Origin of the sequence: Dactylosporangium sp. NPDC048998, assembly GCF_043197855.1 — a bacterium.
In the GTDB taxonomy this organism is placed as follows: Bacteria; Actinomycetota; Actinomycetes; order Mycobacteriales; family Micromonosporaceae; genus Dactylosporangium.
Map to the genome: position 1 here is coordinate 1 of NZ_JBICTV010000061.1, position 23,229 is coordinate 23,229.

Sequence of the window (23,229 nt, forward strand, 5' to 3'; positions counted from 1 at the left end):
GGTGGGGGTGGGGGGGGGGGGGGGGGGGGGGGGGGGGGTGGGGGGGGGTGGGGGGGGGGGGGGGGGGGGGGGGCGCCCCCCCCCCCCCACGCTGGTGAGCGCGCCGCCGACGTTGTAGGAGATCTCCGGAGCGTTGCTGGCGGCGCCCCAGACCGGCTTCGGGTTGCCAGTGGCCCCCGTGACCATGGAAACCGCGTCGCTCCAGCCGATCCCGTTCTGCCCGGTGAGGAGGCGGCGCGTCGCGTGGGGCGCTACTCGTGGCCGTGCGGCCGTCCGTTCTCCTCAGGCGGGGCGGGGTGCTGAGGAGAAGTGTCGACGGCGGGTCATGAACGAATCTTGATTCGAAGGCCATGATTCTTGACTACGCAGCGCGAGGATCGGCCGATCGACGGCGCTCTCTTCTAGAGTGATCCGCAGGGATCGGCCGGCGATGGGGGCGGCCGGATGCCGGTTACTTGACTTGGGGCGAGGGAACCGTGCAGTTTCGCGTGCTGGGTGCGGTGGAGTTGTGGGACGGCGACGGGCGGGTCGACCTGGGCCCGATGAAGCAGCGCATGGTGTTGGCGGTGCTGCTCGCCGACGTCGGCAGGGCGGTAAGTCCGGAGGCGCTGATCGACCGGGTATGGGGCGACCGGGCGCCGGCGCAGGCCCGCAATGTGTTGCACACGTACGTGGCGCGGCTGCGCAGCCTGCTCGGCCGGCTGGGTGACGACCCGCCCCGGCTGGTGAGGCAGCCGACCGGGTACCGGCTCGACGCCGGCGCGGCGACTGTCGACCTGCACCGGTTCCGGGCACTGGTCGACTCGGCGGCCGGCGGCACCGCTGAGCAGCGGGCTGGGCTGCTCGGCGAGGCGGTCGAGGTCTGGGGCGGCGAGCCCTTGGACGGCATGGAGGGCGCGTGGGCCGACGAATGCCGCGCGTTGTGGCGGACTGAGCACCGCGACGCCACCGTCCGCTGGGCAGGCCTGCTGCTGGAACTCGGCCGGGCCGCGGCCAGCGTCGGCCCGCTGGAGCATCTCGCTGAGCGGTATCCGCTGGTCGAGCCGGTCATCGACGCGCTGATGCGGGCGATGCACGCGGCCGGCCGGGGCCCTGAGGCGCTGGACCGCTACGAGCGGCTGCGCCGCCTGCTCGCCGACGAGCTCGGCGCCGACCCCGGCCCCGGCCTGCAGCAACTGCACCAGTCGATCCTGCGCGGCGAGTTCGGCGGGCCCGGCGTCGACCCGGCCGCACAGCTGCCCTTGGGGGTGGCTTCGTCGGTAGACGCGCACATGTTGGAGCTCATGGTCAAGTCGGCAGTCGAGGCGGCGGCGCCTCTGATCCAACGACAGGCGCAAATAGACTCGGAGCAGCTCAACCGTGCGATCGAGGGAGCCGTGGTCGCCGTACGGCGCGAGTTTGAGGACAACGCTGTCTACGTGTCGCTGAGCGGAATAGATCCCGACAGGCTGGGTGGAATCGCCATCCCGGTCCACGACGGTTCGACAGTCAGCGACCTCCTCAACGAGGTGTGGTTCCGTATTGCTGACTACGTCCCGGCCTATACGTACGGGGAGACGTGGGAGCTCGCGAAGTCCGACGCATCTGGAACGCGACGAATAATCGAAGCATTGCCGCCGCCGGGAGTGCCGGATGTCAGGAAACTGAAGGAGGTGGGGGTGGTAGGAACTGACAGGTTGGTTGCGCGACTTCTTGGTGGCGCATCAGGTGCGGTCGATCGCGACGCGGGACGCTGAAGTACCTGCTGAGCTGGTTCCGGGTCCTGATCGGCGGTCCGCGGCCGCGGCAAGCAGGCAGATGACGCGTGCTGTGGAGGGCGGACCGGTTACGGGACCTGTCCGCCGAACGGTGCTGCCAGGTCGGGCGGGCCGCCAGCCGCGCCCCCTCGACCCGTTCATCGCCGTCGTTGCGCGGCAGCTGTGCCGACCGCTGCGACGGTCGGCTCGGCAGCGCCGCGATCAGCCCCCAGATCGCGGCCACGATGACGGCCGGGATCAACCCGAGGGCCGCCTCGTCGGTGCTCATGTGGCTGCCGACGGCCGCGGCCGATACGACGACAATCGCGCACCCGGCGAGGCTGAGGAACAGCAGCGTCTCATGGCGGTCATCGTGACCGCACCGGGATCGGAGTTCGCGCACCACAAACGGGCTGGTCACCCGATCGAGTCACCAAGCATGCGGTGTCGCAAACACCGTGGGCGACTGGGCCTGATGTGATGTTGATGTAATGCACAAGTACTGGTGTCGAAGGGGGATGTGAACCCCCCACCCATAGCATTCCTGCAGAAAACAGTGATTCATGCATGTTAATCTATCGACCGAATAGTGCTTCCTTCAAGTGGCTGGGCGGTTGGTCGGTCCTTTGCCGTCGTGGTTTGCGTCACGGGCTGTTTGGTGTCGATCAGTGCGGATTGCCGCCGGCCAGCGGCATCGCGTAGGTTCCGTCGCGTTGGTTGACCACGAAGGCGACGCTGTGCCTCGCTCGGGTTACTGCGACGTAGAGCCGGTCCGGTGCCTTCAAACGCGCGGGGTCGGCGTTCTTGAGGTAGGTGAGCACCGGCTGGGTAGGAAAGATGAGTACCCGGTCGTAGGTGCTGCCCTTGGACAGTCCGAAGTTCAGGGCGGGGAGGCCCAGGGTGTCGGTAGTGCGGCTGTGTCGCAGGATCATTGGCCAGTACTTCGCTACGTAGGCGGGCACATCGTCACGGGCGATGGTGAAGTGCCGTCGTGGCCGGTCCATTCGTCGTTGTGTGACTTGGTTGGCGTCATGGTCGGGAAGAGGGCGTCGGCCCAGTCGCAGATTTGCTGGTTGCACGCCAACTTTCGGCGCGAGTCTCAAGGGCGCAGCGGTCCTGTCGTTTCCCGAGCCAGTCGAGCAATCCGACGCCGCGGTATTTCTTGTTTCGACTGGAGTTGTTGGTCGCCAGCGTGTGCTGCCGTGGGTCGCCGACTGCGATGACCTCGATGCCGGATTTGAAGAGCCGGTCGAGGAACAGGGCTATTGCGTAGTCGGGTTGCTCCTGGTCACGGCGTCGATGAGGTCGGTGGGGCGGCGGCTGGCGCGTCTGGTGGCGCGGGCGATGTTGGGTTCGCCGTTGCTGCGGTGGTAGCCGACTGCGGTGTTACGGAGGGTGGCGAAGACCGCGGGTCCGTTGCCGGTCCGGGCTTGATGAGCGTCTTCACGAAGAGTGACATCGCGGACGTAGTGCAGGCGGTTCTCGATATGCCATTCCGAGCGCGCCCATGTGCCGAGGTCGGCGGGCTGGGCCTGTTCGGCGGGCAGGGACACGGTGAGGTAGGCCGTCTCGCGGGTGGTCTTGCCGCTGATGGTGCGGGTCCGGGTGATCCGGACGGCTTGCTGAGCGTGCGGGAATCCGATACCGCCGGGGGTGGCCACGGTGACGGCTTTGACGGTGCGGGTCTCTTTGCGTCCGTGGCTGGTCTCGCGGGTCTGGGCCCCGACCGGGATCTGCGCCCAGGGCTGGGCTTTGAGCTGGGCAAGCGTGGTCGGCTGGTTGGCCTTGACCGTGACCATCAGGTGGGCGCCGGCGGTGGCGAGCAGGTCGGCGTGCCCGGTCTGGGCGTGCAGGGCGTCCGCGACGACCAGGACGCCCCTGAGTGATCCGAGCTGGGCGGCGACCCGTTGCAGTAGCGGTGTGAACGCCGGGATTTCGTTGGACTTGGCCGCAATCTGCACCTGGGCGAGCACGATGCCGGTGCTGGTGTCGTACGCCGACAGCAGATGGGCCTGACGCCCGCCGGTGAGGCGGGCACCACGGACGACCTTGCCATCGACGGCGATAACGAGGCGCCACCGCCGTCCGGCTACCACGACCGGCGCCGTCCGGGCCCTCAGCCACCGGGCGAGCACCTGCGAGAGCACCTCGGCGTCGACGCGGATCAGCAGCCGCCACACCGTCGTGGCCGCGGGTATCCGATCGGTGAACCCGAGCCGACCCCAGGCGGGCCGGTCCAGATCCCGCACCCAGTCACTGACAGCGGCGAACGTGCACGCCCCGGCCAGCACTGCGCACACCGCGACGGCGAGGATGCTGGCGAGGGGGTAGCGCCGGCCACGCGGGTCACGGGGATCGGGTACGGCAGTCAGGGCCACGAACAGGCTGGGATGTTCACCTTCGGTGACCGCAGCCGGAAGAGACGCATCGGCGGGTCGGTGAGGCAGCAGAATTTCGGTGGGTGATGATGACATCGGCGGGTGCGGTCCTTCTCGGGATCATGGGTCTTCGCAAACTTCATGATCACCAATAGGTCGCATCCGTCCTACATGGACCCCAACCCCGTCCAAACTCCCAGCTCAGCCACCCCTCAAACGACTACGCAACAGCCCTGGGTCGAGGAAGTCGAGGTCGTAGCCGACGAGGTCCTGCAGTTCGTCGATGTAGATGCGGTCGTACATGGCGGCCAGCCGGCGCACGACCGCACCGCCGCTGGCGTCGTCGACGCGCGTCTACGCCAACCACCTCAAGCCGGACACTCATCACGACTTTGCCGGGGCCCTGGGCCCTGATCGTCCACTGAGGACTTTTGCTATCGGTCCAGGCCCGTCGCCAGTTGGACGCGCGGGCTTCCCCCTTCCGACTCATTCCCGCAATTGTTAAGTTGTTGCGACACCGGTCAGGTTTTCGAATGAGTAAAGGAGTTTCAACGATGACGACAACAGCAAATCCTGTCGGCGCCTTCATCCCAAACCCTCAGGACGTCGGAGTCGCCTATGACCAGTTCGCCGACTTCCACGCACTGACTGCCAGCGATGTCAGCTTGCACATGAGTATGTGGACCCTGCCCGGTGAACGCCAGCCCGCGTCCACTCTGCTCGAACTGTCCAACCTGACGCAGGAGCGAACGATCGCGTACCACATCAAGACCCTCGGGCTGAAGGCGGGCGAACACCTGCTGGACATCGGCTGTCGCTCGGGTGTGCCCGCGATCCGGTTCGCCCAGCACAGCGGAGCACGGGTCACCGGGATCGACGTCAGCCACAGCCAGATCGCCAAGGGTGTCGAGCTGGCTCAATCGGGCGGCGTCGCCGACCGCACCTCATTTTCCTACGGCGATGCCATGGCCATGGAATTCGCGGACGAATCGTTCGATGCCGCTTTGTCGCTCGAGGTTTTCTGCCACTTGTCCGACCGCCAGCAGGCATACCACGAGGCATTCCGGGTGCTGCGGCCAGGCGGCCAATTCCTGGTCAGCGATTTCACTCTCCGCGGAACGCCTTCTGACGAGCAGATGACCGCGTACCAGCACACCTGGCAGACCATGCCCCCGATCACGCCTGCGAAGATGATGGACATGGCGGCCAACGCGGGCTTCGAACTGGTCAGGGTCGAGGACATGACCCAAAACTGCGCGTTCATCGGCCATCTGATGGCACACCTCTACGTCGAGAACCGCGACAAGATCGTCGGACGCTACGGACCCGAACTTGTCGCCGAGTTCGACCCGGTGATGCCGCTGATCCGCTCCTTCTTCCATGATCATCTCGGCTCCTACCTGTTCCTGCTGCGCAAGCCCGCACAGGCGTAAAGCAGGCGCATGTCAGACCAGCTGAACGGGGCCTGCGACAACAACGAGCCCGGTAGGGACTGTCCCATGTGGACAGTCCCTACCGTCATGCCAGCGCTGGGCCGGTAGGACGACAAGGCGCTCGTCGTCGCGTTCGTGTTCACCGGCTGGGCCGCGTTCATCCAGTACAAGGCCTGCCGCAAGGCGGCGTTCCGCTGGATCGATCCTCGCCGCCTTCGCGCTGCACGTGGTAGCCCGGGCGATCACAATGGGCGTCGACATCGCGGTCAACCTCAAGCTCGCCGAGGCCAACGAGGCAGGCAGACCGTCGACTACGCCGCCGCCAGGATCGTCTTCGACGAGGGCACGTGGAACACCGCGAACTTCGCCCGCATGCTGGTCGGCGCGCTCGCGTTCGACATCTCCCCGGGCGATCCGGTGACCAACGCGAGCGGGAAAGCCAAGTAGGCACGGCGAATACGAAACCGGAGAAAGGGACAAGGGGCAAAACATATGGACGCTGTCCGGGTGCTGGCGCTGATCGTCTCGACGATGAGCGCGGGGCTCGTCGCTGGCCTGTTCTATGCGTACGTGTGCTCGGTGATGGTGACTATGAGTCGGCTGGACGACCGCACCTTCATCCTAGTGATGCAACGCAACATCATCGACATTCAGAATGGCTGGTTCGCGCTCACCTTCGCGGGCACATTGCTGTTCACCATCGTCGCCGCGGCACTGCATTTGGGCGCAGGCAACCGGCATGTGCTTGTGCCCCTCGTGGTGTCGCTGGTCATCTACATCATCGCGCTCTTCGTCACCTTCCGTGTCAACATCCCGCTCAACAATGGAATGGCGCAGGCAGGCAAGCCTGACCGCATCGCCGACCCAGCCAAGGTGCGCACCGACTTCGAAGGCGTGTGGAACCGCTGGAACGTCATCCGCATGTACTTGCACATCGCGTCGTTCGGCTGTCTGTGCTGGGCCCTGATCGTCCGCTGAGGACTGCTGCTATCGGTCCAGGCCCGTCGCCAGTTGGACGTGAGGGGGCCGACCCCTACCTCGCCGGCGCGGTCGACGACTTCAACGTCTACCGCCGTGCACTGAGCGCGTCCGAGGTCGCGGCGCTGGCCGGCGACCAGGTGGGCTCCGGCGACGTGCTGCACTACACGTTCGACGAGGCCTCCGGCATCGCGGTCGCGGACTCCTCGGGCAACGGGCGCACCGCGACCATCGTCGCGGGATCGGGTTCGCAGACGGCGTCCAGCGACGCCGCCACCCCCGACCACTTCTGGGTCCTCACGCCCCAGGTGCCCCCGACCACCACCCTGACCTGGTCGCCGGCGCAGCCGAACGGCAACAACGGCTGGTACACGACGGCCCCGTCCTTCACGCTCGACGCCAAGGACGACTTCGCCGTGGTCGGCACGCAGTATCGGATCGACGGCGGTGACTGGACTGCCTACACCGGTTCGCCGGTCACGGTCGACCAGCAGGGGACCCATCAGGTCGAGTACCGTTCGACCGACACCGCCGGCAACGTCGAGGCGACGAAGTCCGCGACGGTCAAAACCGACACGGTCGCGCCGACGGCGGCGTTCTCCGCCACGGTCGGCATCGTGTACTTCGGCTCGGTTCCAGGCGCCCCGACGTGCACCGCGAGCGACGCCACCTCCGGCCCGGCCGGGTGTGTCGTCAGCGGCTACGACACCAGCGTGGGCACGCACACCCTGACCGCGACGGCGACCGACGCCGCGGGCAACGTGGGCACGGCCGAGCAGACGTACACGGTGCTGCCGTGGACGGTGAAGGGGTTCTACAGCCCGGTGGACATGGGCGGCGTGGTCAACACGGTCAAGGGCGGCAGCACTGTGCCCGTGATGTTCCAGGTGTACTCCGGAACGACCGAGCTGACCGACCCGGCCGTGGTCACGATGACCGTCAAGCAGGTCTCGTGTGCCGCGGACGCACCGACGTCCGAGATCGAGACCCTCACCACCGGCGCCACGACGCTGAAGTACGACGGCGGCCAGTTCCACTACAACTGGAAGACCCCCGCCACCCCCGGCGCCTGTTACGCGGTAACCGCCACGACCCGGGACGGGTCGAGCATCACCGCCCTGTTCAAGCTGCGGTAACCGATTGATCGGCGCACGCGGAGGGGCTGCATCCAGCGGCCCCTCCGCGGCTGAGGATGGCCGCGGCGTAGTGGCGTGTGCAAAGCGAGCGATCGCTCGCGCTGCTGTCGATGATCACCGTCGCCGTCCTCGGGTTCACCCTGCTGACGGCGGCGGCGGCGGTCACGTCGCGGCTGGATGCGGTGGGCACCGTCGAGGCGAACTACCTCATGGCGTACGACATCCTGGTCCGGCCGAAGGACGACGTCCTGCCGCTGGAGCAGCAGCGCAACCTGATGCAGGCGAGGCCGAGACCATGGCTAGCAGGAACGAAAGGGAACAGGCTGCGGCCACGCCCACCGACTGGACGGCGGCCGACGTTGCGCGGGCCCGGTGGGCGGTGCCCTCGGTGGTGGCTGCGAGCTTCAGGTGTGCAAGCGCCAGGCAGAACGGCCACTCGCCGAGAGGGGAGGCGTGGGAGAAGACGTGGACGTAGCAGCCAAGGCCCGAGTCCGCGACCGGGCACAGGCCGTTGCCCCGCCGGCGCGGCCGCGATGCCGCCGCGTGGCGGCGAGCATGCAGCTCACGATGCCGGCGCAGGGTCGTGTCGGGCCGCACCAGCAGCCGCAGGCGGCGCAAGCTGGGTCTGGGAGTTGGTGCAGCAGCGCGGCCAGCCATGCCCGGTCGGCTGGTCCGAACGGACCCGCTGTTCGCTAAGTTGGCGGTGCAGTACCGCGATCTGGTGGCGTAGGGCGAGGATTTCCGTGTCCTTGTCCCGGTCGCTGCCCGGCAGCAGCGCGAACGCGTTGGTGATGCCCAGGTACGCCGGTCGCAGCAGCATGGGTCTGCATCCACCGCGCTGTCATCACCGGCGCTGGACAAGGAGGGACGGCAAGATCGGCACGAGGGCCGGAGGTGGCACCTGGCCAGCACGGACGTATTTTTCGGCAGGCACAGGGCTTGCTCGAGCCGAGCACAGCTGGTCTCAGATGGCGGCCGCGAGTTCGGTGAGCGCTGCTGTGGACCGACCCAGCATGATCAGGGGACCAGCGCCGTAACCGGTGTGGCCTTCGTCGCCGCGGCCAGTTCGGCATCAGCGTGCCCGTTGCAGGAGGGTACGTTGCGAGCCGGAGTGGCCGGGTCGGAACAGCGGCCGGTACACCACGAACGACAGCCAGGCGAAGACGAGCGCGAAGAGTGTGAAGCCGGCGGCGACGGCGAGCGAGGCGTCCGGATCGTTGTTGACGTACATTGTGATCCCCATTCCAGCCACCGATGCGCCCAGCAGTGTGTACGCGCCCACGATGGCGTACACCGGGGTCCGTGCCCAGGCGGCACCGCGCGCTGCGCCGACACCGGCGGCGATCGCTGCCGGCACCACGATGCCCAGGTCCATCAGCTTCACCAACCAGAATGGGGTGGGACTCGATACGTACTCCGCCCGGGTGGGGGTGTCGCGCAGCGCATCCGCCAGGGACGGCATGTGCTGCAGCACCAGGAAGAAGGCCACGGCGAACAACACGCCCGCGGCGAGACGGTCCAGTCGTCGCGACATCGCGGGCAGCCGCGGGGCGTCAATTGTGCGCCACGCGGTGACCGCGATCAGCCCGCCCACCAGGAAACCGCTGAAGAGCAAGGGAAAGTACCGCTCGCTGTTGCCCGGCAGGCGCAGATACTCCTGCCCGACGATCAGCTGAGTGAAGGTGTACACCGCGAACACAGCCGGGGGTAGCGCCAGTACCGGCGCGGCCGGATGTCCGCGCAGCGACAGCACACCCACGACAAGGCAGTACGGCGCGACGACCGCCAGTGCGGCGGCATCCCCGCCCATCACCTGGTTCAGTGTCGTCCCGGACGTGTGGTACCGCAGCACGCCGGTCACCAGCGGCCCGAGCACGGCGGTCGCCGCGACGACGGCACCGAGCAGGATCAGCCCGGCACCCAGCAACCGATGCCCGCGCATGACGTCTCCTTCGCGGAGGTTGGCAATGGTCTCCTCACGGCATCCTGTGCGCGGGCGGAAGGTTCGGCCCAGGGCCGTTAGTCCCGCGGGCGCGGCCCATGGACCGTTCGGTACCGGCGTGTCGATGCCGTCGCGGGGTGCGCGGCGAGGTCGGCACCGCCCCGCGAGATGCTGCGCCGGCACGAACCCGACCGCGGCCGCCGCCCACACGTCCACGCCGGCTGACGCCGCCACGCCCGGCGTGTGCCCGCGGTGCCGACGTCGCAAGACGGGCTGAACGGCCCTGCACGGCGACCGGTGGGGGTCCGAACATGGAAGCACCGGCGCCGCCGTCCGGGGCCGGGCCGTTCACACCGTCGAAGGAGGCGCGACATGACCAGCGACATCGCCGACATGCCGTCGGCGGCGTTCTGGTCGGCGACGCGCCCGACAAGCGGTGGTGGCGCCAATTCCGGGCCGGCACTTCGGCACCCGGGGGAGAGGATGACGACGTTGACAGTCCTGCCGCCGACCATGCGGCGCTCCGTGGACCCCGCGGTCCCGGCGGGTCGTGACCTGGCTGCGTGCCGTCGCGCCGGAATGGGCTCGCCGTGACGACCGCCGTCGTATCGGACCGGCCCGGCGCGTCCCCGGCGATGCTGGACGTCGGCGCCGCCGCCGCTCTACCGGCCGCCGAGGTGCTGCGCCGGCTGGACACCGACGAGGCGGGCCTCTCACGCGCCCAGGTCCAGGCCCGCCTCGACCGGTACGGACCGAACTCGGTCTCCTCGCACCGGGCCCGGCTGCTGCCCGTGCTGTGGCACCAGGTCAGATCCCCGCTGCTGGTGCTGCTACTGGTCGCGGCCGCACTGTCGTACTTCGTCGGCGAGCGGGCCGACGCGGTGATCATCGGGGTGATCGTCGCGGCGTCCGTCGGGCTCGGGTTCGCCAACGAGTACCGGGCGGAACGGGCCGCTGAGGCGTTGCACTCACAGATCCACCACCGGGCCTTGGTGCTGCGCGACGGCCGGCCGGTGCAGGTGGAGGTGACCGGTCTCGTGCCCGGCGACATCGCCGAGCTGCGCCTGGGGGACGTCGTTCCCGCCGACATCAGGCTGCTGTCGGCGACCGGGATGGAATGCGACGAATCCGTGCTGACCGGAGAATCGCTGCCGGTCGGCAAGAACTCCGCCGTGGTGCCCCCCGGCGCGGCGCTGGCGGACCTGAGCGGATGCGCGCTGATGGGCACCGTCGTGCATGTCGGCAGCGGCCGCGGTGTCGTCGTCGCCACCGGTGTGCGCGCCGAGTTCGGGCGCATCGCCGCCGGGCTCGGCAATCACCAGACACAGACTGCGTTCCAGGTGGGGCTCCGGCGGTTCTCGATGCTGCTGGTCTACGTCGCCGCGGCGCTCACGGTGTCGATTTTCGTCGTCAACGTGGTCCTGCACCGGGCGGTCCTGGACTCGTTGCTGTTCTCGTTGGCGATCGCGGTCGGGATCACCCCGCAGCTGTTGCCCGCCGTCGTCTCCACCGGCCTGGCCGCCGGGTCACGCCGGATGGCGGCCCGCAAGGTCCTCGTCAAGCGGCTGGTCTGCATCGAGGATTTGGGCGACATCGACGTGCTGTTCACCGACAAGACCGGCACCCTGACCCAGGGGCAGATCAGCTTCATGCGGGCCGTGCCTGCCGAAGGCACCCCGACCGCGCAGGTCCTGCTGTGGGGGCTGCTGGCCACCGACACCGCCGTCGACGGCGGGAAGGCCGTGGGCGGCAACGCCCTGGACACGGCACTGTGGAACTCGCCCGCAGCGACCAGCCAGCACAGCGTCGCCGGTCGGTTCCGGACGCTGTCGATGCTGCCTTTCGACCACGAACGACAGATGGCCTCCGCGCTGGTCCGCGACCCCGCGGGTCTGCAGACGCTCGTCGTCAAGGGCGCTCCCGAGTCAGTGCTGCGACGCTGTATCGACGTGCCCGCCGCGGCGGGGGCGACGTTGGCCGCGGAGTTCGCGGCGGGCAACCGTGTCGTCGCGGTCGCCACCAGACCCGCACCGGACCTGAGTGCGGCGACCCCAGCCGACGAGGAACAGCTGCGGTACGCCGGCCTGCTTGTGTTCCTCGACCCACCCAAACCCGACGCGGCTGCCGCGTTGGCCCGCCTCGGCGGGCTCGGCGTCACCGTCAAGATCGTCACCGGAGACAACCCCGCCGTCGCGGTGAAGGTGTGCCAGGAACTCGGCCTCCCCACAGGCGTCGCTCTCACCGGCACCGACATCGACGCGCTCGACGACACCCGGCTCGCCTCTGCCGTCGTGGCCACCACTGTGTTCGCCAGGGTCAGCCCCGAACAGAAGGCCCGCATCGTCAGGATCCAACGCATCACCGGTGGCGATGTCGCCTTCCTGGGCGACGGCGTCAACGACGCTCTCGCATTGCACGCCGCCGACGTCGGAATCTCCGTCGACTCCGCCGCCGACGTCGCCAAGGACGCCGCCGATGTCATCCTGCTGGACAAGAGTCTCGACGTGCTCGCCGACGGCGTCACCGAAGGGCGCCGGATCTTCGCCAACACCATCAAGTATGTGTTGATGGGCACATCGAGCAACTTCGGCAACATGTTCTCCGCCGCCGGCGCCTCGCTCCTGCTGACGTTCCTGCCGATGCTGCCGTCGCAGATCCTGCTCAACAACCTGCTCTACGACGCCGGCCAGCTCGCCATCCCCACCGACAACGTCGACGAGGCGCAGCTTCGCCGGCCGTCGCACTGGGACATCGCCTTCATCCGCCGGTTCATGCTGTACTTCGGCCCGTTCAGCTCGGTCTTCGATTTCGCCACATTCGCCATCATGCTGTGGGCCTTCCACTCCGGCCCCGACCAGTTCCGCACCGGCTGGTTCGTCGAATCGCTGGCCACCCAGACCCTCGTCATCTTCGCCATCCGCACCCGCCGTGTTCCGTTCTTCCGCAGCCGTCCCAGCCTCACCCTCACAGTGGCCGCGCTCGGCATCGTGACCGTTGGCGCGCTGCTTCCCGCCACACCGCTCGCCCACGTCCTGGGCTTCCGGCCGCTCCCCTCCGCCTACTTCGCCGCGCTCGCCGGCATGGTCGTGTGCTATCTCGCGCTCATCGAACTCGGCAAGCGCCTCTTCTACGGCATGCCCGGCCCCGCCGCCGTCCACAAGCCACCCACCGCGCACCGCCACCTGCGCCGCCGCGCCGCACGGTGGGCCGCACCTGTCCGACGGCGCGAGCGTCGTCGCGAATCGGCGTAGAGGCGATGCCGTGGACCGGCTGGCCAGCTCTACAGCCATTCGCGGTTCCTGAAGATCCCGTACAGGGCCACGCACACGACAGCCATGAGTACCAGGGCGAGCGGGTAGCCGGCGGCCCAGCGCAGCTCCGGCATGTGGGTGACGGACTGTGCGGGTCGGCGAAGTAGACCTGGAACGCCGGTGTCAATGCGTAGTTGGGCGTGCTGGGCGAGTTCTTTGCCGCGGTCCCAGGTCAGTGTCCGGCGCAGTTGTTCGGGCAGGGTGGTGATGGTGGCGGCGATCGCGTCGCGGACGGCTGCGGCGCCGTGTCCGGCCAGTGCGGGGCCGTCTTCACGCGTGACTCGACGCCGTAGCCTTCCACGGGGGGCAGGTGCAGCAGCATCGTGAAGCGGGTCGTGCGTTCCACGAGGGTCCCGATCGCAGACCGGTCCAGTCCGATGATCAGGTCGCCTTCCCAATGCCCGGGCACGGCCCGGTCAGCCGCCTCGGCCGGCCGTTCGCTGATCATCACCTCGGGAGTGACCATGCCGTCGCGGCGTTGCTTCGCCCGCGCGCGTGGCACGCGCAGCGCGCGGCCGGTGCGCAGGCACGCGGCCAGCTCACGCTTCAACGCTCCACGCCCTTGAACGAACAAGGCTTGATAGATCGCCTCGTGCGAGATGCGCATGGACTCATCATCCGGGAAGTCCACCTTCAGCCGGTTGCTGATCTGTTCCGGACTCCATCCGGTGACCCAGCGGCGATCCCCGCCGGGGCTTGTTACGGCCCACCGAGGGCCGCCCGCTCGTGCTCGTGCACGGCGCGCTGTCCGGCATCGGCACCTCGTTCGGCACGATCCTGCCGCTGCTCGCGAAGACCCGGCGGGTGATCGCCGTCGAGCTGCAGGCGCACGGCCGCACCCCGGACATCGGCCGCCCTTTTACCATCGAGCACTTCGCCGCGGACGTCGTCGAGCTGCTCGACCACCTCGGCGTTCAGCGCGCGGACGTGTTCGGCTGGAGCATGGGCGCCCAGGTCGGGCTGCGGCTCGGCACCGACCACCCCGGGCGGGTCGGGCGGCTGGTGCTGGCCTCGGTGGCGTTCGACCTGGCCGGCGTCCACCCGGGACTGCCGGACGACATCCAGGACCTCCAGCCGGCGCACCTGCACGGCTCCGAGTTCCACGACGAGTACCTGCGGACCGCGCCGGACCCGGCCGGTTGGGCGAACCTCGTCACGAAGATGAAGGTTCTCGACGCCAACCTGCCCGAGTGGACGCCGGAGCAGATCCGGGCCCTGGCCGCGCCCACCATGCTCGTGCTGGCCGACTCCGACATCGTCCGCCCCGAGCACGCCGTGGCGATGTTCCGGCTGCTCGGCGACGGCGTGGCCGGAGACCTGGCCGGCATGCCGGCGTGCCGCCTGGCGATCCTGCCCGGCAGCACCCACACGTCGATCCCGCAGCGGGCCGACTGGTTGGCCCCGATGATCGACGGGTTCCTGGACGAGGAGACACCGTTGCATTGAAAGTTGGCAAGATCGAGGCAGTTCCAGCCTTGGGATCGTTAGGCGAGGCACTGTTGCGTTAGCTCTTCGGGAAGGCGCGTTGAGCCAAGGAGGTCGGTTCTCAGATAGCGGTGGCGAGCTCGTCGAACGCCACGGCGAGGCGGACCGGACTTCGACAACCCGGCTCTTCTCGGCAACGCCGGCCACGTCCTCGGCGACGATTCGCCCGCTGGACTGGCTGAAGTAGGCGACTTGCGGGCGCTGCCCACGCATGCGGCACGGCCGGGGCCCCATTCACCGACCCTGGTCGACACCCGTGCTGCCGCTGGCTCCGCCTACAGCTCCTCCCGCATCGAAGCTATTGGCGGACGCCGGGGTCTGGCTGGCTCAGTTGAGCAGGAACGCGGTCACGGTGTCGGCAACCTCGGCCGGGCCTTTGTGGTCCGGTCCGAAGTGGTCCAGATTTGCGAATGTGTGGACTCGGGCGGACGGCAGGACCTCGGTGAGCCGGTCGAAGGCGGGGGCAACATACGGCAGCCCGCTCTTGCCGCCGGCCATCAGCAGGACGTCTGCGGAGACCTCGCGGTAGTTGGGGTAGCTGTCGTCGAGCCGGCCGACCTGCTCGTGCTCGCGCAGGTTCGCCTCGAGCAACTGGAAGATCTTCGCTCGCCGTTCGCCGCGGAACACCAGGCGCAGGATCGCGGACATGAGCCATCTGGGGTTGCGGCGTGCGGCGGCGGGGCCAGTGCTGATAGCGAACGTGGCGAACGCGTCGAACGGGCGCCCTTGCGCGAGGAATCGGCGGTACTGCGGGGTCCAGTCCATCGGGAACAGGCCCTGGACGCTGACCCCGGGCTCGTACAGCGCCAGCTTGGCGATGCCCGGGTCGCGGCGGGCCGCTTCCAGCGCGACGAGCCCGCCGTAGCTGTGGCCGAAGATGTATCGGGCGCCGGTGGCTGCCCGCACGGCGGCGAGGTCGGCGCATTCAGTCGCAATGCTGTAGTCGGGGCCTTGCGGGCCGCTGCCGGTGCGTGCGCGGCGCTGGATGGTGTGCACGGTGAAGTGGGCGGCGAGCGCGGTGGCGAGCGTGGTGTAGTCGGCGGCGTCGTTGAGTGCGCCGGGGATGATCAGGATGTCCGGGCCGCTGCCGGTGGTGTGGTAGCTGATCGTGGTGCCGTCGGTGGAGTGGACGGTACGCACAGTGGGCGCGGTAGGCGTGGCGATCATGGTCAGCTCCTCACGATGGTGGTGGGTGTCGCGGGGCGGGGCCGGGTGCCGGCGTCGTCGAGGGCGGTGTTGAGCCGCCGGGTGTGGGCCAGGTAGGTGTCGAACGGCACGCCGCTGGACTCGACCAGCTCGGTGAGCCGCTGGATCAGATCGGTGCCGGCATGTTCGACCAGCGCCCGGCCGGCGTCGGTGAGGGCGATCTGCCGGCGGTTGCCGCCGGCGGGGTCGGGCACCACGGTGAGCAGTCCCGTCTCGGCCAGGGCGGCGACCATGCGGCTCGTCGACGGCTCGGTCACGGCCAGGCTGTCGGCCAGCGCTCGCTGTGTGGACTCGCCCAGCTCGCCGACCATGACCAGGACCATGAACCGTCGGTAGGACAGGCCGTGTTCGGTGCGCAGGATCTGGTCGCCGGCCCGTTCGAGGCGGGACACCAGCGTGTGTAGTTCCATCCCGAGGTTCTTCGAGTGGTTCACGCTCCTAGCTTAGCATTCTAAGTTAGGAATGCAAGTTACTGGCTGCTGTCGTCGGCGGGCCTTGGCCCTCGCCCTGCTGCGTAGCGCAAACAGGCGAAGTCACCGTTTCGACTGACGTCGTTCAGCGTCAGGTCGAGCGGTCGCGGAAGCAGCGGAGCGCCCGCTCCGAGCGTCGTGGGTGCAATCGCCACGAGCAGTTCGTCCAGCAGTCCGGCATCGGCGAACTGGCCGGCCAGGTCGCCGCCGCCCATGACCCAGATGTTTCGGCCCGTGGCGGCCGCAACCATCTCAGCGTGTACCGTCGCGACATCACCGCTGGTGAAGACGATCGGCGCGGACGACCGCAGCAGCGGCAGTTCGCGGTGGGTGAAGACCCAGCACGGCTGGTCGTACGGCCAGGCGGCGTCTGCCGGATCCACACCTGAGCTCGCGTGCGAGGTCCTGGAGGCGCAGGCCGAGGGCACCGCCCCGACGGCAGGCGGTCTCCGTGTGCAGGCGGAGCAGTAGCGCGTCGAGGATGGTGTCGTTGCCGCTGGTGCGGGCTACTAGGTTGATCTCGGTGAGTTCGTCCGCTGTCAGTGCTCGGGGTGTTGGGCAGCCGCCGGGGTTTGCTGACGCGGTGTGCTGGGCTGTCCGCGGCTTGGATGAGCCCGTCGGCGATTGCCCGGTTGTAGAAGGCGCGGGCGGCGGCTACGAACAACTCGCCGGCGTGGCGGCCGTCGCGGCTGTTGCGTCGGCTGCGGGCGTGGTCGGTGATCTGTTGCCGCAGGGCGTGGATGTCGCTGGCGGTGACGGTGTCGATCGCCAGGCCAGCCCAGGTCGTGGCCATGCGTTGCCAGTAGCTGCGGTAGGTGCGCAGCGCGCCAGGACCGGCTGCCGCCAGGACCTGTGGGAGGTACGCGTCGAACGTTGGCTTCGCCGGTCGAGCGTGGTGCTGCAGGTCGGCGAGCGTGACACCGAGTTCAGCCAGCAGCGTCCACGCCGCCGCGATGCGCGCCGGGTCAGCTGCCATGTCCGCCGGCTGTCAGGTGGGTATGGAGGTCCGCGAGCAGTCGCGCAACCGTCGCTGCGGGGTGGACGATCAGGAGGCCGTGGGTGTGCTCGGCGGCGAGGACGACGAGGTCCCCGGTGCCGATGGCGCACATCTGCCGCACCGCGACGGGCAGGGCAAGGTCACCGCGCGCGCCGACCAGGAGCTGGCCGTTGGCCGCCGTCCAGACGAGGATCGCGCCGTCGATGACATCGACTCGCACTCGGTGACCGGGGCGCCACCCGAGCTGGTCAAGCAGCGATCGGGCGGACACCCGGCCGGAAGGACCCGCGTTTCGCCGAGAAGGTCGCCGACAACTGGAACACCGACGCCAAACCCTTCACCTGGACCGCCACCGCCGAAGAGATCCGCGGTCTGGCCATCGGTCATCGTGTTGTGGATGGCGGAAGGCCGGCGCCGGAGGGATCTGCCCGGCAGCACGGTCCCGCTGACCGAGTTCGTACCCCACCGGCCCAACGGGTACGGTCTCGATGACAGAACCAGCAGACCAGGCGCCATCGCGGCACCACACGACGCCCGAGCAGGCCGAGATCGGTGGTCCGATCTCGGCCTGGCCGAGGTCTCTCCACCACTCGCGGAAGCTGCGGGCTGGGCGCAGATAGCCTAGCGAGCACCGAGGCGAGTCGTTCCGGACAATCGGGGTCCGATGGCTTTAAAGCGTGCTGATGAGGCCTCCGTCGATGGCGAAGTCGGCGCCGGTTATGTTGGCGGCGCGGTCGCTGGCCAGGAGCAGGACCAGGTCGGCGACTTCCTCCGGCTGGGTGAAGCGGCCGGTTGCCGACTCGCCCGCGGCCTTCTGGGCAACAGCCTCGGGCGCTGAGCCGGTCGTTCGGGCGACTGTGGCGGCAACACCGTCGGTGCCGAGCCACAACCCGGTGCTGACCGGCCCGGGGCTGACCGTGGTGACGCGAATGCCGTGCGCCGCCACCTCCTTCGACAGCGATTTGGAGAAGTTGCCGAGGGCTGCCTTGGCTGCGCTGTAGTCGATGACTAGCGGGTCGGGCAGTCGCGCGTTGACCGAGTTGATCGTCACGATGGCGCCGCTGCCGCGCTCGATGAGGTGGGGAAGCGCCGCCCGGGTGGTGCGGACGGCGGCGAGAAAGTTGATCGTGAGGGCGGAGAGCCAGTCGTCGTCGGTGACGGAGAGGAATCCGCCGGTGCGTGGGCGAACGGCGCCGACGTTGTTGACCAGGATGTCCAGGGCACCGTATGCAGCGATGGCCGCCTCGATGAGCCGGGCCGGACCGTCCGGGGAGGTCAGGTCCACCGCCACCGGGTTGACGGTGGTTCGGGCGGCGAGGTCGGACAGCTCGGTGGTCGCGGCGCGCGCGCCGGCGACGACGCTGACGCCCTCGCCGGCCAGGGCCTGAGTGATCGCGAAGCCGATGCCCTTGCTGGCACCGGTGACGACAGCGGTCTTGCCGGCCAAGTGGAGATCCATGGCTACAGCGAGTGCGCTTTGAGCCAGGCCAGGGCGGCGTCGGCGACCTCGCGCCAGCCGTGGTCGATCGTCAGCGAGTGCGCGCGGTCGGCGAACTCCAGGATATCGGTGACGGCATCCGAGTGCCGGTACTGCTTGAGGGTCGACCGGGTGATCGCCTCCGGCACGGTGTGGTCCCGGCCGCCCATCATCAGCAGCAGCGGCCCGCGCAGCTCGTTCGCCGTGTCGACCTTGGTCGGCGAGTGCGGGTTGAAGTTCGCGGCGGCAGCCTCGAAAAGCGGCTTGCCGGGCGCCGGAATGGCCCACTGCTCGTAAAGCCGGTCAGATTCCTCCTCGCTGATCGCGTTTCCGAACGCGTACCGGAACTGCTCGGCCGTGAGCGAGACCGCCCGGTGCTGGTTGGCTGGGTTCTTGAAGACCGGGAAGGTAACCCGCAGCGACGACAGCGGCAGCGGGAGTACCCCCTTGATCTGGGCGGCGTCGATCGCCACGGCGGCCGCGGCGAGGTCCTGGCCGAGAAGCTTCTGGGCGATCATGCCGCCGAAGGAGTGCCCGACCAGGATCGGCTTCGAGTCCAGCCCTTCGATGATCTTCGCGTAGTGTGCGACGACGTCATCGATGCCGTGGTCGGCGATGCTCTCGGGAGTGGCCCGGGCCTCCTCGACGGTATCCGGCACACCGGGCCAGCCGGGCGCCGAGGTCTCGTAGCCCGCGTCGCGGAACAGGTCCTCCCAGGGCGCCCAGGAGCTTGCGTGCAGCCATAGTCCGTGAATGAAAAGCACAGAGGTCATGCCGGAACCGTATGAGGCGGCAGTGCTGCTTCGCTTGCGTCATGTGACCGTCAGACCGACGATTGAAGAGCGGCGCGGAGCTCCGACCGCGAGGCGATGCCGAGCTTGGGAAAGATCCGGTGCAGGTGTGAGCCGATGGTGCGGTGGGAGAGGTACAGCCGCTGGCCGATCTCCCGGTTGGTCAGCCCATCGGCGGCCATCTGCGCGATCTGCAGCTCCTGTGGGGTGAGCTGGTCGCGGGCGTCGGGCACTCGGCGACGGCTCGTCTCGCCCGAGGCGCGCAGCTCGGCCCGCGCCCGGTCGCCCCACGGGATCGTGCCCGACGCGTCGAAGGCCTCTCGTGCCGCGCGCAGGTGGGCCCGAGACTCGGCCACGCGGCGTTGCCGGCGCAGCCATTCGCCGTACCCGAGCTGGACGCGCGCCCGGGGGAACGGCCACACACCTAGGTCGGCCCGCAGCGCCGCCTCGTACAGCGGCTGCGCCTCTCCGTCGGGCGCCAGGAGGGCGCGCGCGTAGCGCAGGCCGTGCTGCAGCGGCGGTGAAGGGGTCCGCCGCGCGACCGCCGTCATCTCCGCCATTAGGCCGCTGACCGCCTCGGGCCGCCCGCTGCGAACGGCCGCCTCGACGAGATCGCCGAAGGCCCAGCAGCGGTTTGCCTGGTGGTAGGCGGGATCGGCTGGATCGTAGATGCGGCGGAGATCGGCGACCGCGTCCTCGTGGCGACCATCGCCGAGCGCCGCCAGCCCGCGTGCGAACTGAACGGCGGACAGCACGGCGTGGGTCGCGGCGGGCATCGCCCACGCCTCCGCCTCCGCGGCGAGGCGGTAGGCGCCGTCCTGTTCACCGCGCAGCGCGGCAAGCACGGCCTGGGTAGCACGCGCGGTCGCGGCGACGACCGGCTGCGACGTGTCGCGAGCCAGCCGGTACGCCTCGTCCGCGGCCGGCACCGCGACGTTCAGGTCCACGAGGTGGGCGCAACTCCACGCCTGCAGCGTGAGGGCCCGGGCCAGCAGGGCGAGCCGGCCCTGCGTCCGCAGCTCGACCAGGGATGTTGCGAAGAACCCGGCCGCGAGGTCGAATGCACCGACCGCCATGGCGGCGTTGCCCAGCATCCGCAACGCCCGCGCGTCGAGGTCGCCCGGCTGCCGTCGCAGCCGGCTCATGACGACCTCGCCGCATTCAACCGGCGAGGTGTACGCGAGGACCACGAGCAGCCGGGGGTCGTTGTCGTCCACCGGCACTCGCCCGGCAGCGGCCAACACGCTCGCCCGGGCCTCCACGCCCGGTTCGGTCCACCAGCAGCGCAGCGCCGCGCCGTACAAGAGGTTCAGCGCGAGGTCCGGATCCTCGGCCGCCGCCCGCTCGGCGACCTGCGCCAGCGACCAGGCGGCCTGGGCCCGGCCGAGCACGCCGTCGTCGAAGCTGTCCCTGATCCAGGCCGTCCGCCAGCGCTGCCGCCCGGACAGCTCCAGCCGCTCGGCCGCGGTGAGCAGTCGCACCACGGCGTCGCGCTGGCCCAGCTCGAACGCCAGCTCGGCGCCCCGCAACAGGCGCTCGCCGCGCCGCGCCGGATCGGAACTCAATGCGGCCGAGCGCTCCATCGCGGCCACCCCGGCGGCGATGCCCCCGCGGCGCTGGGCGCGGACCGCCGCCGCCTCGAGCTCGGCCGCGACGGCTTCGTTCGGGCCGGCCATGGATGCGGCCCGATGCCAGACCCGCCGGTCGTCGTCGTGCGCCAAAACACGGGCGAGCGCGGCGTGCGCCCGGTGCCGCTGCCCCAGGCTGGCCCGCTGATGGATGGCGGAACGCATGAGCGGATGCAGGAAACGCAGGCGTTCGCCGTCGGTCTGGACGAGCCGAGCCGTGATCGCCGGCTCCAGGTCGTCGACGCTGCATCGCTCGCCGGCCACGACGGTCGCCGCGGCCAGCGTCTCGGACAGGGCATCGCCGTCATTCAGCGCGGCCACCAGCACCACGGCCCGAGTGGCAACGGGCAGTCCGGACATCCGGGCCGCGAACGCCTGCTCCAGCCGCGCCGTCAGCGGCAGCATCGCCGTCGGCGCCGTGACGTCACCAGCGGGGAGTTCCACCAGCGCGAGCGGGTTGCCGGCGGCCTCGCTCAACACCCGCTGCCGCACCTCGGGGCGCAGACCCGGCGCGCGCCTGTCGAGCAGCGACTCCGCCGAAGCCCTGTCCAGCCGCGGCAGCGCGAGCTCGGGCAGGCCGCCGCCGTCGAACGAGGTGTCGAAACCGTCCCGCAGCGCGGCCAGCATGACGACCGGCTCTTCCGCCAGCCGCCGCGCGACGAAGAGCAGCACGTCGGCGCTGGGCCGGTCGAGCCACTGGGCATCCTCGACGACCAGCAGGATGGGCGCCTGCGTGGCGGCCTCGCCGAGCATGCTCAACGTCGCGAGAGCAATCAGGTACAGATCCGGGACTGCCGCGTCGGTCCGGCCGAACGCCGCGAGCACGGCGCCTCGCTGCGGCTGCGGTAACCGCTCGACCTGGTCGAGGACCGGCCGCAACAGCTGATGCAGGCCGGCGAACGCGATCTGCGCCTCGCTCTGCACCCCGGCCGTCCGGAGCACGCGCAATTGCTGCTCCGCGGCAGACCAGGCCGCCTCCGACAGCAATGCCGACTTGCCGATCCCCGCCTCTCCTCGCACGACAACAGAACCACCCCCAGCGCGCACCCGTTGCAGCAGTCCGCCGATGAACCGCAGCTCGGATTCGCGGCCGAACAGCGACTGGCGCAGAGGTCCCACTCGACGAGACTATCGGTCCGCCGCGTGATTTCGGGTCGGCGTTTACGGTGGGCGAATGACACACTCGGTGTAGGTTCTCGTTGATCTTGGCGGCTCGTTGTCGGCTGACCTCGCTCGTCGGCTTGCCGTCTCATCGGTTTGTCGGCGTGGTTTTCTCGCCTGCCTGGCGGTTTCTTCGATCGGCCTTTGGTGAGCCTGGGCGGCGGGTGTTGACGGCGCCGCTGCCGTAGCGCTGTCATGGCGTTGCCGCTGCCGTTTGGGGCAGGGTGAGCTATTGGCCGCCGACGGGCGCCGAGAAAGATCGGTGGGAGACATTCTGGTGCCGCCTGCTGGCCAGAGGCGTGATCGTGGCCGTGTGGCGGTCGCCATCGCGTCTCCTCGGTCGCTCGGCCCGCCCGTGGTGCGACGAAGGTGCCTCGGCCTTGGACGGTACGGACGGTGCCTTCCAGCAGGACCTCGATAGCGCGGATGATCGTGTCGCGCGCCAGCCCGAACTTTTGCTGTAGCAACGTGATGCTCGGAACTGGCGGGTTCGGTGGGTGCACGCCCCTTCTCGATCCGCTGACGCAGAACCGCCGCCAGCTGCATGCATTGAGCGTGACCGGTCGTTCGGTACATCGTTAACCGGTTCTGTCACACCATCCGGCGTGAGCATCGCAGACCTACAGAGGGCCGTGGCCGTCCACGCGCCGCCGGACTATGGCACGTCACGGTCCCGGCCGGACGGGGGCTTTCGGCCCTGTCCGGGCGGGTTCGGTGTCGGCATGCTCTTGCCGTACGAGGCGGTACGCGTGGTGGGTGCCGCGGTGCCACTCGTGGAGGTCGTGCTCGGCATGTCCCTGGCCGGCTTCGCGACGCGATCCGGGCTTGCCCGATGACGAGCGGCGCGAGGGTCCTCATTGTGCTCCGTTTTCTTGGTGGTGTTGACGTGGTTCGGAGCGTGCGGTGTCGGTCGACTCCGATGTAGACGGCGATGATCTGCTGACGCGATGGATGAGCGAGGCGCGTCCCGCTGGGCGGATGCGTCGGCGGTCGCTGGATGGCGTCGGCGGCCTGCGGTTCGCGTTCTACGGGCGGGTGTCGACCGCGGATTTCCAGGAGCGTGAGTCGTCGCGGCGGTGGCAGCGCGACGCGGCCGAGGA

The 23,229-nt window shown here is 69.3% G+C and carries 19 protein-coding genes and 2 pseudogenes; 9 read left to right on the forward strand and 12 right to left on the reverse strand.

From position 1 onward, the window contains the following. Positions 1-476: 476 nt before the first annotated feature. Positions 477-1,736, forward strand: coding sequence for a BTAD domain-containing putative transcriptional regulator (locus tag ACGFI8_RS46275; RefSeq protein ID WP_392815081.1), 1,260 nt, complete (start codon positions 477-479; stop codon positions 1,734-1,736). A 665-nt stretch (positions 1,737-2,401) separates the two neighbouring features. Here the strand turns inward: ACGFI8_RS46275 and ACGFI8_RS46280 are convergent. Both ACGFI8_RS46280 and ACGFI8_RS46285 read right to left on the reverse strand, forming a co-directional pair. Continuing rightward, positions 2,402-2,740 carry a hypothetical protein gene (locus tag ACGFI8_RS46280; protein WP_392815083.1) on the reverse strand — a complete coding sequence of 113 codons (339 nt, stop codon included), beginning with the start codon at positions 2,738-2,740 and terminating at the stop codon, positions 2,402-2,404. Positions 2,741-2,998: 258 nt separating this feature from the next. Continuing rightward, on the reverse strand, positions 2,999-4,114 hold the full coding sequence (locus ACGFI8_RS46285; protein WP_392815086.1) for an ISAs1 family transposase: 1,116 nt from the start codon (positions 4,112-4,114) through the stop codon (positions 2,999-3,001). Positions 4,115-4,668: 554 nt separating this feature from the next. Here ACGFI8_RS46285 and ACGFI8_RS46290 point away from each other — a divergent pair. The 4 genes from ACGFI8_RS46290 (at position 4,669) to ACGFI8_RS46305 (ending at position 7,661) form a co-directional block, all read left to right on the forward strand. Next, a complete protein-coding gene (locus ACGFI8_RS46290; RefSeq protein WP_392815089.1) occupies positions 4,669-5,547 on the forward strand; it encodes a class I SAM-dependent methyltransferase in 879 nt (292 codons plus the stop codon). A gap of 135 nt (positions 5,548-5,682) precedes the next feature. Then, positions 5,683-5,994, forward strand: a complete 312-nt coding sequence (locus ACGFI8_RS46295) for a hypothetical protein (RefSeq protein ID WP_392815092.1) — start codon at positions 5,683-5,685, stop codon at positions 5,992-5,994. Between the two features lie 60 nt (positions 5,995-6,054). After that, positions 6,055-6,525 (forward strand): DUF1772 domain-containing protein, encoded by a 471-nt coding sequence (locus ACGFI8_RS46300; protein ID WP_392815095.1) that lies wholly within the window; start codon positions 6,055-6,057, stop codon positions 6,523-6,525. After that, positions 6,501-7,661 carry a PxKF domain-containing protein gene (locus ACGFI8_RS46305; RefSeq protein ID WP_392815097.1) on the forward strand — a complete coding sequence of 387 codons (1,161 nt, stop codon included), beginning with the start codon at positions 6,501-6,503 and terminating at the stop codon, positions 7,659-7,661. Before ACGFI8_RS46300 ends, ACGFI8_RS46305 begins: the two co-directional genes overlap by 25 nt. Positions 7,662-8,223: 562 nt before the next feature. On the opposite strand, the gene ACGFI8_RS46310 is transcribed toward ACGFI8_RS46305, so the two are convergent. Then, positions 8,224-8,481 carry a hypothetical protein gene (locus ACGFI8_RS46310; RefSeq protein ID WP_392815098.1) on the reverse strand — a complete coding sequence of 86 codons (258 nt, stop codon included), beginning with the start codon at positions 8,479-8,481 and terminating at the stop codon, positions 8,224-8,226. A 252-nt stretch (positions 8,482-8,733) separates the two neighbouring features. Next, entirely contained in the window at positions 8,734-9,603 is an 870-nt protein-coding gene (locus ACGFI8_RS46315) for a hypothetical protein (protein WP_392815100.1), read from the reverse strand. Between the two features lie 372 nt (positions 9,604-9,975). On the opposite strand from ACGFI8_RS46315, the gene ACGFI8_RS46320 reads away from it, so the two are divergent. Further along, positions 9,976-10,197 (forward strand): hypothetical protein, encoded by a 222-nt coding sequence (locus ACGFI8_RS46320; RefSeq protein ID WP_392815102.1) that lies wholly within the window; start codon positions 9,976-9,978, stop codon positions 10,195-10,197. Further along, entirely contained in the window at positions 10,194-12,854 is a 2,661-nt protein-coding gene (gene mgtA, locus ACGFI8_RS46325; RefSeq protein ID WP_392815104.1) for a magnesium-translocating P-type ATPase, read from the forward strand. Before ACGFI8_RS46320 ends, mgtA begins: the two co-directional genes overlap by 4 nt. A gap of 142 nt (positions 12,855-12,996) precedes the next feature. Here the strand turns inward: mgtA and ACGFI8_RS46330 are convergent. Next, a pseudogene (locus tag ACGFI8_RS46330) lies at positions 12,997-13,630 on the reverse strand (IS30 family transposase); the annotation flags it as partial. Between ACGFI8_RS46330 and ACGFI8_RS46335 the strand changes: the two are divergent. Continuing rightward, the gene (locus ACGFI8_RS46335) at positions 13,611-14,360 is read left to right on the forward strand and encodes an alpha/beta fold hydrolase (protein ID WP_392815105.1); all 750 of its coding nucleotides are present in this window, start codon (positions 13,611-13,613) and stop codon (positions 14,358-14,360) included. The pseudogene ACGFI8_RS46330 and the gene ACGFI8_RS46335 overlap by 20 nt on opposite strands. Before the next feature lie 366 nt (positions 14,361-14,726). Here ACGFI8_RS46335 and ACGFI8_RS46340 read toward each other — a convergent pair whose 3' ends face one another. The 7 genes from ACGFI8_RS46340 to ACGFI8_RS46370 form a co-directional block, all read right to left on the reverse strand. After that, positions 14,727-15,566: an alpha/beta fold hydrolase gene (locus ACGFI8_RS46340; protein WP_392815107.1), complete on the reverse strand. Its 840-nt coding sequence runs from the start codon at positions 15,564-15,566 to the stop codon at positions 14,727-14,729. A gap of 2 nt (positions 15,567-15,568) precedes the next feature. Beyond that, positions 15,569-16,039, reverse strand: coding sequence for a MarR family winged helix-turn-helix transcriptional regulator (locus ACGFI8_RS46345; protein WP_392815109.1), 471 nt, complete (start codon positions 16,037-16,039; stop codon positions 15,569-15,571). Positions 16,040-16,074: 35 nt separating this feature from the next. Then, on the reverse strand, positions 16,075-16,458 hold the full coding sequence (locus tag ACGFI8_RS46350) for a dihydrofolate reductase family protein (protein ID WP_392815110.1): 384 nt from the start codon (positions 16,456-16,458) through the stop codon (positions 16,075-16,077). A 582-nt stretch (positions 16,459-17,040) separates the two neighbouring features. After that, a complete protein-coding gene (locus tag ACGFI8_RS46355; RefSeq protein WP_392815112.1) occupies positions 17,041-17,292 on the reverse strand; it encodes a hypothetical protein in 252 nt (83 codons plus the stop codon). A 450-nt stretch (positions 17,293-17,742) separates the two neighbouring features. Then, positions 17,743-18,531, reverse strand: coding sequence for an oxidoreductase (locus ACGFI8_RS46360; RefSeq protein WP_392815113.1), 789 nt, complete (start codon positions 18,529-18,531; stop codon positions 17,743-17,745). A gap of 2 nt (positions 18,532-18,533) precedes the next feature. Then, on the reverse strand, positions 18,534-19,322 hold the full coding sequence (locus tag ACGFI8_RS46365; RefSeq protein ID WP_392815114.1) for an alpha/beta hydrolase: 789 nt from the start codon (positions 19,320-19,322) through the stop codon (positions 18,534-18,536). 50 nt (positions 19,323-19,372) lie between these two features. Beyond that, entirely contained in the window at positions 19,373-22,087 is a 2,715-nt protein-coding gene (locus tag ACGFI8_RS46370) for an ATP-binding protein (protein WP_392815116.1), read from the reverse strand. A gap of 945 nt (positions 22,088-23,032) precedes the next feature. Between ACGFI8_RS46370 and ACGFI8_RS46375 the strand changes: the two are divergent. Continuing rightward, positions 23,033-23,229: pseudogene (locus tag ACGFI8_RS46375) on the forward strand (hypothetical protein); the annotation flags it as partial.